Annotated in this window: 14 protein-coding genes and 1 pseudogene; 5 read left to right on the forward strand and 10 right to left on the reverse strand. The window is 64.2% G+C overall.

All coding sequences use genetic code 11. The features are described from left to right. Nucleotides 1–68 precede the first annotated feature (68 nt). The 10 genes from scpA to AC1Z32_RS10250 are packed head-to-tail and all read right to left on the reverse strand — an operon-like array spanning nt 69 to nt 9,926. Nucleotides 69–2,237 carry a methylmalonyl-CoA mutase gene (scpA, locus tag AC1Z32_RS10205; protein WP_483478590.1) on the reverse strand — a complete coding sequence of 723 codons (2,169 nt, stop codon included), beginning with the start codon at nt 2,235–2,237 and terminating at the stop codon, nt 69–71. Further along, nucleotides 2,234–3,061 (reverse strand): Pnap_2097 family protein, encoded by an 828-nt coding sequence (locus AC1Z32_RS10210; protein WP_483478591.1) that lies wholly within the window; start codon nt 3,059–3,061, stop codon nt 2,234–2,236. Before AC1Z32_RS10210 ends, scpA begins: the two co-directional genes overlap by 4 nt. Before the next feature lie 9 nt (nt 3,062–3,070). Then, on the reverse strand, nt 3,071–4,360 hold the full coding sequence (locus AC1Z32_RS10215; protein ID WP_483478592.1) for an MSMEG_0569 family flavin-dependent oxidoreductase: 1,290 nt from the start codon (nt 4,358–4,360) through the stop codon (nt 3,071–3,073). A 24-nt stretch (nt 4,361–4,384) separates the two neighbouring features. After that, nucleotides 4,385–4,669 (reverse strand): MSMEG_0570 family nitrogen starvation response protein, encoded by a 285-nt coding sequence (locus AC1Z32_RS10220; RefSeq protein ID WP_483478593.1) that lies wholly within the window; start codon nt 4,667–4,669, stop codon nt 4,385–4,387. Between the two features lie 13 nt (nt 4,670–4,682). Continuing rightward, the gene (locus AC1Z32_RS10225; RefSeq protein WP_483478594.1) at nt 4,683–5,870 is read right to left on the reverse strand and encodes an MSMEG_0565 family glycosyltransferase; all 1,188 of its coding nucleotides are present in this window, start codon (nt 5,868–5,870) and stop codon (nt 4,683–4,685) included. Continuing rightward, the gene (locus AC1Z32_RS10230; protein ID WP_483478595.1) at nt 5,858–6,808 is read right to left on the reverse strand and encodes a sll0787 family AIR synthase-like protein; all 951 of its coding nucleotides are present in this window, start codon (nt 6,806–6,808) and stop codon (nt 5,858–5,860) included. Before AC1Z32_RS10230 ends, AC1Z32_RS10225 begins: the two co-directional genes overlap by 13 nt. Then, on the reverse strand, nt 6,805–7,365 hold the full coding sequence (locus AC1Z32_RS10235; RefSeq protein ID WP_483478596.1) for an MSMEG_0567/Sll0786 family nitrogen starvation N-acetyltransferase: 561 nt from the start codon (nt 7,363–7,365) through the stop codon (nt 6,805–6,807). Before AC1Z32_RS10235 ends, AC1Z32_RS10230 begins: the two co-directional genes overlap by 4 nt. Before the next feature lie 2 nt (nt 7,366–7,367). Continuing rightward, nucleotides 7,368–8,438, reverse strand: a complete 1,071-nt coding sequence (locus AC1Z32_RS10240; protein ID WP_483478816.1) for an MSMEG_0568 family radical SAM protein — start codon at nt 8,436–8,438, stop codon at nt 7,368–7,370. Further along, nucleotides 8,431–9,438: a Nit6803 family nitrilase gene (locus AC1Z32_RS10245; RefSeq protein ID WP_483478597.1), complete on the reverse strand. Its 1,008-nt coding sequence runs from the start codon at nt 9,436–9,438 to the stop codon at nt 8,431–8,433. Before AC1Z32_RS10245 ends, AC1Z32_RS10240 begins: the two co-directional genes overlap by 8 nt. Nucleotides 9,439–9,443: 5 nt before the next feature. Further along, nucleotides 9,444–9,926 (reverse strand): MSMEG_0572/Sll0783 family nitrogen starvation response protein, encoded by a 483-nt coding sequence (locus AC1Z32_RS10250; RefSeq protein WP_483478598.1) that lies wholly within the window; start codon nt 9,924–9,926, stop codon nt 9,444–9,446. 36 nt (nt 9,927–9,962) lie between these two features. Here AC1Z32_RS10250 and AC1Z32_RS10255 point away from each other — a divergent pair, with 36 nt between their 5' ends. The 5 genes and pseudogenes from AC1Z32_RS10255 to AC1Z32_RS10275 all read left to right on the forward strand — a co-directional run bounded on the left by AC1Z32_RS10255 (nt 9,963) and on the right by AC1Z32_RS10275 (nt 15,371). Further along, nucleotides 9,963–10,256 carry a hypothetical protein gene (locus AC1Z32_RS10255; protein WP_483478599.1) on the forward strand — a complete coding sequence of 98 codons (294 nt, stop codon included), beginning with the start codon at nt 9,963–9,965 and terminating at the stop codon, nt 10,254–10,256. Nucleotides 10,257–10,307: 51 nt separating this feature from the next. Further along, entirely contained in the window at nt 10,308–11,699 is a 1,392-nt protein-coding gene (locus AC1Z32_RS10260) for an aminotransferase-like domain-containing protein (protein WP_483478600.1), read from the forward strand. A gap of 409 nt (nt 11,700–12,108) precedes the next feature. Further along, nucleotides 12,109–13,001, forward strand: a pseudogene (gene rbsK, locus AC1Z32_RS10265) (ribokinase). Between the two features lie 52 nt (nt 13,002–13,053). Then, nucleotides 13,054–14,373, forward strand: a complete 1,320-nt coding sequence (locus AC1Z32_RS10270) for an MFS transporter (protein WP_483478601.1) — start codon at nt 13,054–13,056, stop codon at nt 14,371–14,373. 38 nt (nt 14,374–14,411) lie between these two features. Further along, nucleotides 14,412–15,371, forward strand: coding sequence for a dihydrodipicolinate synthase family protein (locus AC1Z32_RS10275; protein WP_483478602.1), 960 nt, complete (start codon nt 14,412–14,414; stop codon nt 15,369–15,371). Nucleotides 15,372–15,397: the final 26 nt, after the last annotated feature.

Here is a 15,397-nt window from a genome sequence, read left to right on the forward strand (position 1 = left end):
ATGAAAAAGAGAAGCAGTTGCTGATTATTTGAGGCAAGCAGTGGACGAATCCAGGTGCCCGGCTGTCCTTACCGCTGCATGCTTCCTTCAGCCGTCCGCCGTCCTTCTTGAGCGGCTTTGGGCTGCGAACTTCTAGACACGGCTGCGCTCATACTCCTCCTTGAGAATGTCCGAATGTCTCGCCTGTGAGCCTCGATCAGTTGCACCAGTCGCTCGATGAGCTCATGCATCGTTACGCCAGGGTTGAATATCTCGGCTATGCCCTGCTCTCGTAGGGAACGCGCATCTTCATCGGGCACGATACCGCCTACGACGATCGGCCCGTGCACGTCCCGTCTCGCAAGCTCGCGCAGGAGTTGAGGCACAAGCGTCCAATGGGCTCCGGCAAGTGACGACACGCCGATTACGTCGCATCTTTCCTCAGCGGCACGCTTTGCCGCTTCCATCGGCGATGCGAACAAGCCGGTCACCTGCACATGAAAGCCTGCGTCCTTAAGCGCCGCTGTCACGATGTTCGCGCCGCGATCGTGTCCATCGAGTCCCAGCTTCGTCATCAGGAGACTTGGTTTTCTACCGAGCTCCGTTTCCAGTCGCGCGACGTGAGCGCATGCTGCGCGCCATGCGGCGTCCTCACTGCGAGCTCCTCCGTACACTCGTGTCGCTTCAGCCTGCGCCGGTTCATGACGAGGCCAAACCGCTTCGAGCGCCCGTGTGCATTCGCCCACTGTCGCCCGGGCGCGCATGCAATCGATTGTCAGTGCAAGCAGGTTGCCGGCATCCTCGTGTGCGGCGCGAGTCAATGCCGAGAGCGTGGTGCTCACGCGATATTCGTCGCGTCGGCGTTTGACTTCGGCAATTCTGCGCGACTGTTGCACGCGCACACGCTCTCCATCGATCGAGACACATGCAGGAGCATCATCATCTGACTCGGTCGACTGAAATGCGTTGGTGCCGACGATCACCTGTTCCCCCGCGTCGATGCGCGCCTGCGTCGCGGCCGCGCCTGCCTGAATCTGCTGCTGCACCCAGCCCGTGCGAATCACCTCGCGAGCGCCGCCGCCCGCCTCGATCTCGTCCATGATTGCGCGCGCTTGCCTGGTGATTCCAGCCGTCAGCGATTCCATCATGTACGAGCCGGCCCACGGATCGATCACATCGCACAAACCCATTTCGCGCTGAAGAATGAGCTGCGTGTCACGCGCAAGTCGAGCCGCCGATGCGGACGGCAGCGCGAGCGCCTCGTCATGCGCGTTCGTGTGCAGCGACTGCGTTCCGCCGAACACCGCGGCCATCGCCTCAACGGTCGTGCGCACGACGTTGTTCTGCGTGTGCGTCGCGCTGAGGGACCAGCCCGACGTTTGGCAATGCATGCGCAACGCGCGGCTTTTCGGCGTGCTCGCACCCTCTTCCGCGGCGATTCGCGACCACAGCAGGCGCGCCGCGCGCAATTTCGCGATCTCCGTATAAAAGTCCGTTCCAATGCCGAAGAAAAAGCTCAGTTGCTCGCAAACCGCATCGACACGCAGGCCTCGCGCACGCAGCGCGCGAAGATACTCGCGTGCGTTGGCGAACGTGAGCGCGAGTTCCAGCGATGCATCCGCGCCCGCTTCCTGGAAGTGATATCCCGATACGGAAAGCGCCTTGAAGCGCGGCATGTGTTCGCTCAGAAACTGCGCGACATCCGCAACGATGCGCATCGACGGTTCCGGTGCGAACACGTATGCATTGCGAACCATGAATTCCTTGAGGATATCGTTCTGCACCGTGCCCGAAAGCGCTGCTTTCGCGGCGCCGCGCTCCTCCGCCGCGACGATATACGCCGCGAGCACCGGCAGCACCGCGCCGTTTATCGTCATGGAGACAGAGACGCGATCGAGCGCGACGCCGTGGAAGAGGCGCGCCATGTCGTCGACGGTATCGATAGCCACGCCTGCGAGACCGACGTCGGCGCTAGCTTCGTCATCGGTGGAATCGTAGCCGAGCTGCGTCGGCAGATCGAAGGCCACAGACAGGCCTTGCGCCCCTTGCGCGAGCGCCTTGCGAAACGCCAGATTCGAATCCGCGGCGTCCGCATAGCCGGCGTACTGGCGAATGGTCCAGGGCTTGGACGTGTACATCGACGCATACGGTCCGCGCACGAATGGCTGCGCGCCGGGTTGCGAATCGAGATGTTCGATGCTGTCGAGATCCGCCGACGTGTAAAGCGGCTTCAATGGAACGCGACGAGGACGGCTCATGCGTGCCTCCGTGTCTTGCGCGTGAGAACGTCCGCGATCTTCCTGCCGTCGCTCGTGCGTTCGATCTCGCACCAGTGCGCCACGCGCGTCTCGTCGACGAATGCGCGCCGAAACGTCAGACGCAGGCGCTCACCGACATCGATGTTCCCGTGATAGTGCAACTCTCGCGAAACGATCTCGGGTGCATCCGCGAGACGCCACGTCTGCCATTCCGCGCGATCGACGAAGGCCTGAAAACTCGCGAAGTAGAGAAAGTCCGCACCGTTGAAATCGTTATAGGGACAAGGCAGAAACTCCAGCGGCGCCCATGTCGTCTCCTCGTGCAATCCGAGTTCGGCGAGGCGCGCGCCGGCCTCACGAAGACGCAACTCGCGCGCGGCCTCCTGCATGCCGGAGATGGCCGAGTTCATCGGAGCGATATCGCCCTTCAGCTTCGCGAAGCTCGCACGCGCGACCGAGCGGTTGTTCCGCGCCTCGGTGCGACGTACGAAGGTGGACATCATCGACACGGCGGCGCTCATTCCGTCGCTCCCGCTTACGCTATGCTCGCTCAGATGCCGAACCGGTCCGACTCGCGACAACTCGGTGCGAATGCGGAACGTATCGTTCTCGCGAACATCATGGATGCCATTCGCGCGCAGACGGATCGACGTGAACGCGGCATACGCGCGGTTGCCCTCATCGGAGATGAAATCGCTTTGCGTTTCGCGCGCGAGCGCATCCCAATGGCGGTCGCCGCACTCCTTCAGCAGCCAGTTCTCCGAGAGGCCCGCAAAGTTCAGTTGCGGCATGCCGGCGCGATACGTGTCGTCGTGATGAGGCATGGCGCACCTTCACGCGCACGCGATCGACACGCGATCCGGCGTGCTCGCACGCTCCGCGCAGATCGCATCGACGATGTATTGCGCATCGCGCGCCACGCCCGAGAAGCGGCCCGAACCCCACGTGTGCAGCCACGGCAGGCCGACGAAATACAGCCCCGGCACCGCCGTCACGCCGCGCATGTGCGACGGATATCCGCGTCCGTTGAACACCGGCGCGTCGAGCCAGCCGAAGTCCGGCGTGAAGCCGATACACCAGACGATCGATGTAATGCCGCTTGCGCGCAGATCGAGTTCCACACGTTCACTCTGCGGTTGCCAGAGCGGCTCGTAACGCTCCGCGCACGGCGCATCGATGCCGTGTTTCGCGATGAATGCATCGATGCTCGCGTTGATGCGGTTATACGTATCGTCGGCTTCGTCGAGATTCGCACGCAGATTCGCGGCGAAGCGCAGCTTGTCCTCGCGATAATCTTCCAGCCGGCCGAACAGTTCCATGCCCTCGACCGCGAATCGGCGCAGGTCGATGTCGCGTCCGCCGTCGCGGCCCGTGACGTAGTGATTGGTGTTGTCGCGCACGCCTTCGCGCAGCGGATGATCGGTCACGGGCATGTCGTAATAGCGCATGTCCGCGAGCCAGTCGACGACATCGCGGCCGCGATAGAAGCGCGCGCAACGCGGCGCCTCGCCAACCGCGAGGTGCACCTTGCGGCCCGACAGATGCAGATCCTCCGCGATCTGCGCGCCCGACTGGCCCGATCCGACCACGAGCACCGCGCCCGGCGGCAGCGCATCGGCATTGCGATATTCCGACGACTGAACCTGCTCGATGCTCTGCGGCAAACGCTCGGCCATGCGCGGCACGATCGGCGTGTGATAGCCGCCCGACGCGACCACGATCTGGTCCGCCGTGAACTCGCCGCGCGTACTTTTCACGAGATAGCGTCCATTTGCGTCGCGGGTCACGCGCGTGACCGCCGCGCCCTCGAGCACCGGCGCATTCACCTTCGCGATGAACGCATCGAGATATTCGATGATCTCGTCCTTCTTCATGAAGCCGTGCGGGTCCGCACCGTCATATGCGTGTCCGGGCAACGCGCACTGCCAGTTGGGCGTCACGAGGCAGAACGTGTCCCAGCGCTGCGTGCGCCACGTATGCGTGACAGTGTGCTTCTCCAGCACGAGATGGCCGATGTTCGCCTGCTGCAAAAAGTGGCTGACCGACAGCCCGGCCTGCCCGCCGCCGACGACGATCACGCTGTAATGCACAGGCGCGGCCTGAGTCGAATCCATGTTGGACATTTCGCTTCCCCTTCCACAAGATAGTCAATCGAGCGCGAGCACGGTCACGCGTGCGCCGTGCGCTTCGCTGAAACGGCTCGCATCCTCTTCGATACGTGCAAGCTGATCGAGCGCGGCCGAGCACGCGAAGCCATACTTCTCGCGCACGCGTTCCGAGCCTATGTTCAATGCCTCGCGCGAGCGCGCGACGAATTCGCCGACGGGGTAGCTTTCGCCCGGAGCGAAGTATTCGCCGACGACCGTCGAAGGCGAGTAGCAGTTCGCCTCCACACCGTCCGGCCAACGAATCAGGAAATGCATGACTGGCATGTTCGTGCCTCGGTTATGGGTTGAGCGCAAGCGGAGCGCGGACGAGCCACTTGCCGTAGATGTCGAGATGACGCGCGGCGCTCGATTGCCATGCGAAGCGCCGCAAAAGTGCAGGGGCCGCATCGGAGAAGTCGATGCCGCTGTCGCCATCGATCGCCTTTCCCAGCGCAGCGGCGATCGACACGGCGTCGTTGGGATCGGTGAAGAGGCACGTCCGGTCGTCGAGATACTCGGTGAATGGAGCGATGCGCGCCACCACGACCGGACGTTCGCTCGCGAGCGCCTCGAGCACGACGAGACCGAAGCCTTCGCGAAGCGAGATCATCGAGACGACATCGGCGAGGCGGAAAAGCGCAGGCATCGAGGCGTCGGGCAGCGCGCCGGTCACGATAACCGGCGTGCCTTTGCCGCTGACGTCGAGTTCCAGTTCGGCGGCACGGGCAAGGAAGCGGCGCGTGTATGCATCATGATCGAGCAGGCTCGCGCCGCCTGCCAGCACCAGTTGCGCGGCCGGCCGTCGCGCGCGCAGCGAGGCGAACGCTTCGAGCAGCATCGATGTGTTCTTGCGCTCCTCGATGCCGCCTACCGCGAGCACGACCGGTCCCGCGCCGAAGCCGAAGCGCTCGCGAAGAGCGCCTCTGTCGCTGTCGGCGCAAACGCCATAGCGCGTCCTGTCGATGCCGTTCGCGACCGTTTGAGCCACCACGCCGTGGGTCGAGCGCATCGTTCGCGTCCACGCTTCGCTCACGCAGAGCACTTGATCCGCGTCCTGCCATGCGCGACGCTGCCAGTGCGCGAGTTGCGCGTCGTCGAAGTGATCGAGATGATGAACGGTGCGCACGAAGCCGTGAATCGCACCCTCTTCCTTTAACTCCGCGAGCGCATTCCCGCCGATGCTGTCCTGCGCATGCAGCACATCGAAGCGGCTGACGTCTTCGTCCATGAGCGCGCGTTTCAATGCGCCGATACGTTGCTCGACCATGCGAACCATGCCCTGCTGTTCGCCTTCTACGCGGGCCAATACGACATGACAGGGAGATGCGCGAAACATTGCCTCTCCGGTGCGCGCCGGCGCGAACACGGTGACGCCGTGGCCAAGCGCATGCAACGCGCGCCCGAGCTCCAGCGTATGCACGACGCCGCCGCGCGGATTCACGGAATGCGTCAGAAGCGCGATGCGCAGTCTGTTCATCGCGCGCATATGAACGGCTCCTCGCGCAGATTCCACAGTAATGCGGCCTCGCCACCGCGCGTCACGACGACTTCGCGCGACGCATCCACTTCGCCGATCACGGCGCCCGCAATTTCACGAGACGCGAAGCGCGCAAGCACTTCATCGACGTGCTCCTTGCGCACCGACAACACGAAGCCGAAGCTCGGAAACGCCGTGAGCCAGCGTTCGATATCGACATCGGCGGGACATGGCACTGCATCGAGATCAATGCGCGCGCCCACGTTCGAGCATTCGAGCAGCATCAACGCGGTGCCGAGCGCGCCCGCCATGCTGATGTCCTTCGCGGCGTCGCACAGGCCGTCTTCGGCGAGCGCGGGCAACAGTTCGAAATCGGCGCGAGCGCGGCCTGCGGGCGCTCCGACCGACGCATTCCAGAACGGATACGGTTCCTCGAAGCCGCCGCGCAGATCGACGGCCATCACGAGCGCATCGCCCGGACGCGCGTCGAAGCTCGTCAAGAGCTTGCGCGCCCGTCCGACGATCGCCACCGCGAGTTGCGCGCCGTCGCTGCGCACGTTGCTGTGCCCGCCGACGACCGGCACCCCGTACGCCACCGATGCCGCCGCCATGCCCGCGAGCACTTCGCCCGCGTCTTCGGCATTGCCGCCCCACAGCGCATCGACGACGGCGAGCGGACGTCCGCCCATCGCGTAGATGTCGCTCACGTTCACCATCACGCCGCTATAGCCGGCAAACCACGGCATCGAGCGAACGAAGTCGCTGACCATGCCTTCGATCGCGAAGAGCAGATAACCATCGCCATCGGGAATTGCGGCACAGTCGTCGCCGATCGCAACCGATTGCGCCGCCGAAGGCAAGCGAGAGAGCACATGCGAGATATCGCGCTTGTGGCGAAAGCCGCGACTCTCGCGCAGACGTTCGACGAGACCGGCGAGCGCGTTCACGGCAGCCTCCGCGCCAGCGCGACGAAGCCGCTCTGCGGCGTGACGCATGGCGGATAAGCATCGAGTTGCGCGCGCATCAGATGATGCGCGCGGCCGAAGAGCGTTTCCTCCTGTTGCGTGTCCCAGCGCAGGCGTCTGAAGAGCGGAACGTTCTGCGCCTGAACGTGCGCGAGAAACGTCTCGCAGCCGAGTGCATGCGCGCTCGATACCGCAAGACGGATGAGCGTCGAACCAATCTTTCCATGCGAGCGGAACGCCGCGTGCACCGCGAGCCGCGAGCCGAACCACACGCGCGGCTCGGTCTCGTGGATGCGCACGGTGCCAACGACCTGCTCCGGCATGCCTGCGACGCAACTCAGCGCGACCAGCAGTTGCGCGCGCTCGTCGATCTCGTCGCGATCATCACCGACGAACACGCCCTGCTCGATGCAGAACACCGCGCGGCGCAGTTTGTACGCTTCGTCCGCTTCCCACGGCAGCGTCGCCCATTTGACGCGATATTCGACCGGCGTGTAGTCGAGATCGAACGCGTCGCCTTCGATGGCTTCGACGAACATGGTCACACCTCGTAAGATGAAAGCGACGAACACGCGCCGCACTTGCCGCAGCCCGCTTTGATATCGGCGGAGCGCATGCCTGCATCGGCGAGCATCTTTCCGACGGGCGCGAGCACGGAGCGCATGAATTCAGGCGTCGGCGCGGGATGATCCTCGAGCGGCGTGCCGCTGATCGGCACGAAGGGCACGATGAACGGGTACACGCCGATCGCGATCAGTTCGCGCGCCGTATCCACGATGGCCTGCGCGCTATCGCCAAGCCCGGCGAGAATGTACGTGCTCACCTGTGCGCGTCCGAACACGGCAACCGCCGCCTCGAATGCCTCCATGTAGCGCGACACGGGCACTGTCGCCTTGCCGGGCATGATGCGTTCGCGCACCGCGGGCGTCACCGCTTCGAGATGCATGCCGAGCGTGTCGATGCCGCTTGCCTTCATGCGCTCGAACCAGCGGTCGTCGTCCGGCGGCTCGCATTGCGCCTGAATCGGCAGATCGACCGCGGCCTTGATCGCGAACGCGCTTTCACAAAGAATCTGCGCGCCGCGATCGGGTGTGGGCGGCGTGCCGGTCGTCAGCACCATATGCTTCACGCCATCGAGCAATACGGCCGCGCGCGCCACTTCCGCGAGCTGCTCCGGCGTCTTGCGTGCGATCGTGCGCCCCGCCGCCAGTGATTGCCCGATCGCGCAGAACTTGCACGACTTGCGGCGGCTTTCGTAGCGGATGCAGGTTTGCAGCACGGTCGTCGCCAGCACGTCGGCGCTGTGCAGCGTCGCGATGTGCGAGTACGGCACGCCGTCGAGCGTCTGCATTCCATAAAAGCGCGGCGCCTTCGGGAAGCTGATGTTGGCAATCGGAATCGCGTTGCGCATCAGCACGCTGGTGCCATGCGCATCCGACTGCCCGGCGACGAACGGCGAGTCCCACGCGGTGCTCGTATGCACGGGCACCATGATGGTCACACCGTCAACGGTCACCGCCTTGTGATCCGACGGTCCCGCGCCGCCGCGCCGGCTCGACACGCCAGCGTGCGGATCGACGAGCCGCAGGCCCGTCGACTGAAGCTCAGTCATCAATTGCCGGCTCGATGCCGGCAGGTTCTCGCGGGCGTTCATCTTCGTACGTGTCCTTGAAAGAAGTGACGGGCGATGCCGGGCGATCGTTGATCGCGAGACTCAGCAACTCGGGGCGCGCGTAGTGCCCGACCGAATCCATCATGCGTTTGCGTTTCGTGATGAGCGACATGTCCAGATCGGCGATCACCATGCCCTCGCCTTCGCGCAACGGCTCGGCGAGATGCTGGCCTTCGGGCGACACGATCGCCGTGTTGCAGCCGCCGCGCAGCGCGCGTTGCAGGTTCGGATCGGGCGTGATGGCTTCGATCTGCGCATCGGTCAGCCAGCCCGTTGCGTTGACGACGAAGCAACCCGATTCGAGCGCGTGATGGCGGATCGTGACTTCGATCTGCTCCGCGAAGATCGGACCGACGAGCGAGCCGGGAAACTGGCTGCAATGGATCTCTTCGTGCTGCGTCATCAGTGCGTAGCGCGCGAGCGGGTTGTAGTGCTCCCAGCACGCGAGCGCGCCCACACGGCCGATGCCCGTCTCGACGACCTTCAGGCCCGCTGCATCGCCTTGTCCCCAGATCATGCGTTCGTGAAATGTCGGCGTGATCTTGCGGCGCTTGAGAAGCAGCTTGCCGTCGGTATCGAAGACAAGCTGCGTGTTGTACAGGCTGCCGTGATCGCGCTCGTTCACGCCGAGGACGACGACCATGTTCGCGAGCCGCGCATGTTCGGCGACCGCCTGCGTGACCGGACCCGGCACCACGACTGCCTGCTCGTACAGCTTCATGTGATCCGCGCCCGATGCCACCGGCGCGCGCACGAACGAGAAGTACGGGTAATACGGCACGAAGGTTTCGGGGAATACGACGAGCTGCACGCCCTGCGCGGCGGCTTCGTCGATGGCCGTGCACACGCGGTCGAGGGTGCCGTTCGGGCGCTCGAAGTCCGGCGTGATCTGCACGGCCGCCGCGCGCACGATGCGCTTTTTGGAAAGGGCATCGGACATGATCGTCACACGGTCCACGTATGGATGACGAGCGCGTTCTCCTTGCGATGAAGCAACTGGAGATCGAGCACGTCGAGCGGGTTGATCGGCCGAATGCCTTCGATGAGCGAAGCCTCGCCGTGACCATAAAGCGCTTGCAATGCAAAGCGGCATGCGTAGACCTTCCCGCCTTCGGCCATGAACTTCTGCAGTTGCTTGTTGAAGTTGAGATGGCCTGGGAACGCTTCGTCGCCGAGCGTCGGGAAGCCGCGTTGCAGGCCGAGCGTGACGCCGGGGCCATAGAGCAGCACGGAGGTATCGAAGCCCTTGCGTTGCAGACGCGTGGCTTGCAGCAGATTCACGAAGCCGATCGAGCCTTCGAACGCGACCGTATGAAACGTGACGAGCGCTTTCTCGCCGGGCTCGGCCTTCACGTCTTCGAAGACTTTCTCTTCGTAGTCGACCAGATAATCGCCGTTCTTGTGAAGCGGTTGATGGACTGCGGGCATGGCATTCTCCGATGTTGGGTTCAGGTCGATACCGTCTTGCTTTATCGCGACGGCGAACGCTCAAACGCAACGGATATGCCAATGATTGGCCCGCGAAATGCAATCACTTTGCAATCAAGCAAAACGAACTTGCGTGCGCGACGCGAAAAAATTTCGTTCAAACCATTCCAGAAGGGCTATCGGCGTGATGCGCGGAAGACCCGCACGCGCGATGTGCGCACGCTTTCAGCGCAGGAAAGCCTATGCGTGGTGCGCGGCACACCGAAGCCGTGCATCGATGCGATCAATGCAATCAAACGCGATCAGCGCATGCGATCTCTTTTCTTTTGATTGATTTGTCATGCTAAGGTGAATCGAACCCTAGCCGAGGACATCGCGGTTATGAATCAACCGGCGCATCACTGGATCAGAAAGCTCGAAGAGAGCAGAAAGCCCGCTTATCTGACGATTCCCGATCTGATCGAAGAAGACCTCGCGAGCGGGCGATTGCGGCCGCGTGACCGGTTGCCCGGTTTGCGCGATCTCGCCGATCTGCTCAGCCTCAACTACACGACGGTCGCGCGTGCGTATGCGGAAGCGCGCAAGCGCGGCCTGCTCGATGCGCGCGCGGGCAGCGGCACTTTCGTGCGCGGCAGGACGCAGACTTTGCCGCTCGCGGGCGGCGGCAGCGTCGAGATGTCGATGAACATGCCGCCCGAACCGCCAGCGCTGGCAGCGCGACTGCGTGCATCGGCGGCGAATCTGATGGAGCGTGCCGATCCGTTTCAGTTGTTGCGCTATCAGGACTTCGGCGGCACGGCGGCGGATCGCGCGGCGGGGCGCGAGTGGCTTCGCAAGCGCGTTCCGGATTGCAACGTCGATACCGTGCTCGTGTGTCCGGGTATTCATGGCGCGCTCGTTGCGCTGGTGTCGCAGCTTGCGCGGCCGGGCGAGATCATCTGTCTGGATTCGCTCGCGTATCCCGGCATCAAGGCGATTGCATCGCAACTGGGCGTGCGCTTGCAGGCCTTGCCCCGGGATGACGAAGGGCCGTTGCCGCATGCGTTCGAAGCGTTATGCAAGACGGAGAAGCCGGGCGCGTTCTACTGCAATCCGACGTTGCAGAACCCGAGCACATTGACCTTGACGAGGCAACGTCGCGAAGCGCTTGCGGATGTGGCCTTGCGCTACAACGTGCCGATCATCGAGGACGAGCCTTACGGCATGCTGCCTGTCGATGCGCCCGTCACGCTCGCCGAGCTCGCACCCGAATTGACCTATCACGTGACGGGTTTATCGAAGACGCTGGGTGCGGGATTGCGCGTGGCATATCTCAAAGCGCCTACGCCGCGACAGACGCAGCGGATCGCGGGCGCGTTGCGGGCAACCACCGTCATGCCGAGTCCCTTCACCGTGCTGCTCGCGACGCAATGGGTCACCGATGGCACGGCTGCGGATGTGCTGTCCGCCATTCGTGATGAGGCGGCGGCGAGGCAGATGATTGCATCGGCTGAGTTGCAGGAACTCGCGTTCGATGCTGATCCGCATGGGTTTCATTTGTGGCTGCCGGTGCCTTCCCTGTGTGACTGGAGTGCTTCGGAGTTGGCCCTGCAGTTGCGGAATCAAGGCATCGGCGCGGTGGCTGGAGCCGCGTTCTCCACGGATGGAAATCCACCGAATGCGTTGCGATTGTGTCTGGGCGGGCCTCAGGATCGGGAAGATTGCCGCGAAGCGCTAAGGCGTGTCGCGGATATGATGGCCGATCCGCATCATCTGCATATGCCGATGCTCTGAAGCGTTGCCCTCAACGCGTCCAGGCTTCAGGCCCGTGTCCACCACGGCCTCGATCACCCTCAGACGGTCGAGTTCGCGCATGCTCAATGTCAACAATGTCGCTCGCTGCATCGCCAGGTCCGCGATTCCGAAGGAACCGGCAAGCATACCGAGGTCCGAACACGATATTTCTATCGGGCTAGAACGCGACGCAGGTCTTTAGGGAATTTCCCTGATCGCGCCAGTTTTCCGTTGCTTCGTACCCGTTTCTCACGTTAATGTAAGCGCTAACACAGCCACTCGTTTGATGCTTTCAGGCAAACCCCGAATGAAATCGTTCGAAACACTCAAAAATGTAAGCGCTAACAATCAGTCGAAATCGATGGATCAGCATTCTTCCGCTCGGATCGTCGTGGTCGGCAGCGCGAACATGGATTTGGTCGTGCACGCGGAGCGGCTTCCAGCGCGCGGCGAAACCTTGCTCGGCGGCGTGTTCACCACATTTGCCGGCGGCAAGGGCGCCAATCAGGCGGTCGCGGCGGCACGTCTCGGCGCGTCGGTGGCAATGCTCGGTTGCCTCGGCCGCGACGAATTCGGCGCGCAGCTTCGGAATGGTCTTCAGCACGAACATATCGACACCGCGCACTTGCACACAGCCGACGATATGTCGAGCGGCATCGCCGTCATCACGGTCGCAGCAGACGGTGCGAACACGATCGTCGTTTCGCCTGGCGCCAACGGCGCGCTCACGCCCGGTCACGTGGATGCCGCATCGGCCGACATCGCCGCCGCCGGCATGCTGATCTGTCAGCTCGAAGTGCCGCTCGGTACCGTGCGGCACGCCATTTCGGTCGCGGCGAGGCTCGGCACGCCGGTGCTGCTGAACCCCGCCCCGGCGCAACCGCTTCCCGACGCGCTCTACGAACAGATCAGCGTTCTCGTCCTCAATGAAACGGAAGCGGCATTGCTCGTGGACGCGCCCGTCGATAGCCCCGCTTCCGCTCGCGAGGCGGCGGCGCGCCTGCGCGCGAAAGGCGTGGAGACGGTGATCGTCACGCTCGGCGCGGAGTCTGGTATTCGACCGCCGACGAGGAAGGCCATCTGCCCGCGCCACGCGTCGATGCGATCGACACCACGGCCGCCGGCGACACCTTCGTCGGCGGCTTCGCGGCCGAGCGCGTGCGCGGTGCGAGCATCCGCGACGCGATCGACTTCGGACAGCGGGCCGCGGCGCTCAGCGTCACGCGTCAAGGCGCGCAGGCATCCATTCCGACGCACGCCGAAGTGCGGACGCAACCCGCGTTCGCGGCGGCGCTTCGATAGACCCGGCTGCTGGCTGCGCAGCCCACCCACAAGACGATACGGAGACGACAGCATGAACCCAACCCCCGCGCCCGAGCAGGCACCGCCCCGCGTGCGCCGCGCCCAGATCGTGGCGCTGACGCTGCTGATGGTGAGCGGCATCGTGAACTATCTCGACCGGGGCACGCTCGCGGTCGCCAATCCATTGATCCGCAAGGATCTCGGGCTGTCGCTCGGAGAGATGGGGCTGCTGCTGTCGGCGTTCTCGTGGAGCTACGCGCTCTTTCAATTGCCGGTCGGCGGCCTCGTCGATCGCGTCGGGCCGCGCAGGCTGCTCGGCCTCGGCCTCATCGTCTGGTCGCTCGCGCAGGCGGCGGGCGGCATCGTGTCGACGTTCGGCTGGTTCGTCATCGCGCGCATCGTGCTCGGCATCGGCGAATCGCCGCAGTTTCCGTCGGCGGCGCGGGTCGTGAGCAACTGGTTTCCGCTGCGCGCGCGAGGCAAGCCGACCGGCATTTTCAATTCCGCGTCGCCGCTCGGAACGGCGCTCGCACCGCTGTGTCTGTCCGTTCTCGTGGTGGAGTTTCACTGGCGCTGGGCCTTCATTGTCACCGGGGCGCTCGGTCTCGTGGTCGCGGTGATCTGGCTCGCGGTCTATCGCGATCCGAACCCGTCCACGCTGACCGCGGAAGAGAAGCGCTACCTGAAGGGCGACGTCGCGCAGACCAAGCCCGCCGAGCGCCTGAGCTTCGCGGACTGGCGCGCGCTCTTCTCGAACGTGACGACGTGGGGCATGCTGATCGGCTTCTTCGGGTCGGTGTATCTGAACTGGGTCTATCTGACCTGGCTGCCCGGCTACCTGACGATGCAGCGCCACATGACGCTGATGCACACGGGCATCGCCGCCTCCGTGCCGTTTTTCTGCGGCTTTCTCGGCTCGCTTTGCGCGGGATGGTTCTCCGACCGCATCACGCTGCGGAGCACTTCGCCGGTGGCGAGCAGACGCAACGCGGTCGTCGTCGCGATGCTCGGCATGGTGGCCTTCACCGTGCCCGCCGCGCTGGTCGAGAGCAACACGATCGCCATCGTCTGCATTTCGGTGGTGATCTTTCTCGCGAACGCGGCGTCCGCCTGCTCGTGGGCGCTGGCGACGGCCGCGGCGCCCGCCAACCGCGTCGGCTCGCTCGGCGCCATACAGAACTTCGGCGGCTTTCTCGGCGGCGCGCTGGCGCCCATTCTCACCGGCTATATCGCGCAGACGTGGTCCTTCGTGCCGGCCCTGCTGACGGCTGCCGTGATCGCCTTCGTCGGCGCGCTGAGCTACCTGTTCCTTGTGCGCAAACCGATCGAAGGCGAAGCGGAACCGGGCAGCCCGGCACGCGCACCCGCTTGAGAAGCGGCCCGTTCAACTCTCTTGAGGACAACATCGACATGACTCTCCCCACTTCTTCGGCGCGCGCGTCGCAATCGATCGAAGGCATCGTGCCCGTCATGCTGACGCCTTTCGATGAAGCCGGCGCCATCGACTATGCCGGGCTCGAACGGCTGATCGAGTGGTATCTCGCGCATGGCTCGGACGCGCTCTTCGCCGTCGCGCAGTCGAGCGAGATGCAGTTCCTGAGCCTCGCGGAGCGCGCGGCGCTCGGCCGCTTCGTGGTCGAGCGTGTGGCCGGCCGCGTGCCGGTGGTGGTCTCCGGCCATATCAGCGACGATCCCGACGCGCAGGCCGAGGAGCTGAGCGCCGCCGCGGCGACGGGCGCGGACGGCATCGTGCTGGTGACGAACCGGCTCGATCCGCGCCGCGAAGGCACGGAATCGTTCGCGGCAAACCTGCGTAGGCTGATGAGCCGCCTGCCTTCCGACATTCCGCTCGGGCTGTACGAATGCCCCGCGCCCTACCGGCGCCTGCTGTCCGACGACGAGCTCAGGATGTGCATCGACACTGGCCGCTTCGTGATGTTGAAGGATGTGAGCTGCGATCTCGAAACGGTGAAGCGCCGCGTCGCACTGGCGAAGGGATCGCCGATGAAGATCCTGAACGCGAATGCCGCGATTGCCTGGGATGCGATGAAGGCCGGATCGGCCGGATTCAACGGTGTGTTCACAAACTTTCATCCGGACCTGTACAACTGGCTGCGTAACCGCTCCGGCGAGGACCCGGCGCTCGCCCGCGAACTCTCGACGTTTCTGGTGCTCGCGGCCGTATCCGAGGCGCTCGGCTATCCGGCGCTCGCGAAGCTGTATCACCAGCGCATCGGCACATTCCAGTCGATTCGCTGCCGCGCGATCGACTATGACGTGCGCGAGCGCTTCTGGGCCCTCGATGCGGTGCTCGACAAGATCGTCGAAGGCACCGAGCATTTCCGCTCGCGCATTGCCGCCGGGGCCTGAGACATGCGTCGCCCTGCCCCGCCGCG

This window comes from Caballeronia sp. 11_S32, assembly GCF_056930355.1.

Coding starts and splice junctions, on each gene's coding strand:
- AC1Z32_RS10220 (WP_483478593.1), bottom strand. CDS start 4,669: ATGCCAGTCATGCATTTCCTGATTCGTTGGCCGGACGGTGTGGAGGCG.
- AC1Z32_RS10215 (WP_483478592.1), bottom strand. CDS start 4,360: ATGTCCAACATGGATTCGACTCAGGCCGCGCCTGTGCATTACAGCGTG.
- AC1Z32_RS10260 (WP_483478600.1), top strand. CDS start 10,308: ATGAATCAACCGGCGCATCACTGGATCAGAAAGCTCGAAGAGAGCAGA.
- AC1Z32_RS10270 (WP_483478601.1), top strand. CDS start 13,054: ATGAACCCAACCCCCGCGCCCGAGCAGGCACCGCCCCGCGTGCGCCGC.
- AC1Z32_RS10275 (WP_483478602.1), top strand. CDS start 14,412: ATGACTCTCCCCACTTCTTCGGCGCGCGCGTCGCAATCGATCGAAGGC.
- AC1Z32_RS10240 (WP_483478816.1), bottom strand. CDS start 8,438: ATGACTGAGCTTCAGTCGACGGGCCTGCGGCTCGTCGATCCGCACGCT.
- AC1Z32_RS10250 (WP_483478598.1), bottom strand. CDS start 9,926: ATGCCCGCAGTCCATCAACCGCTTCACAAGAACGGCGATTATCTGGTC.
- AC1Z32_RS10245 (WP_483478597.1), bottom strand. CDS start 9,438: ATGTCCGATGCCCTTTCCAAAAAGCGCATCGTGCGCGCGGCGGCCGTG.
- AC1Z32_RS10235 (WP_483478596.1), bottom strand. CDS start 7,365: ATGTTCGTCGAAGCCATCGAAGGCGACGCGTTCGATCTCGACTACACG.
- scpA (WP_483478590.1), bottom strand. CDS start 2,237: ATGAGCCGTCCTCGTCGCGTTCCATTGAAGCCGCTTTACACGTCGGCG.
- AC1Z32_RS10210 (WP_483478591.1), bottom strand. CDS start 3,061: ATGCCTCATCACGACGACACGTATCGCGCCGGCATGCCGCAACTGAAC.
- AC1Z32_RS10225 (WP_483478594.1), bottom strand. CDS start 5,870: ATGCGCGCGATGAACAGACTGCGCATCGCGCTTCTGACGCATTCCGTG.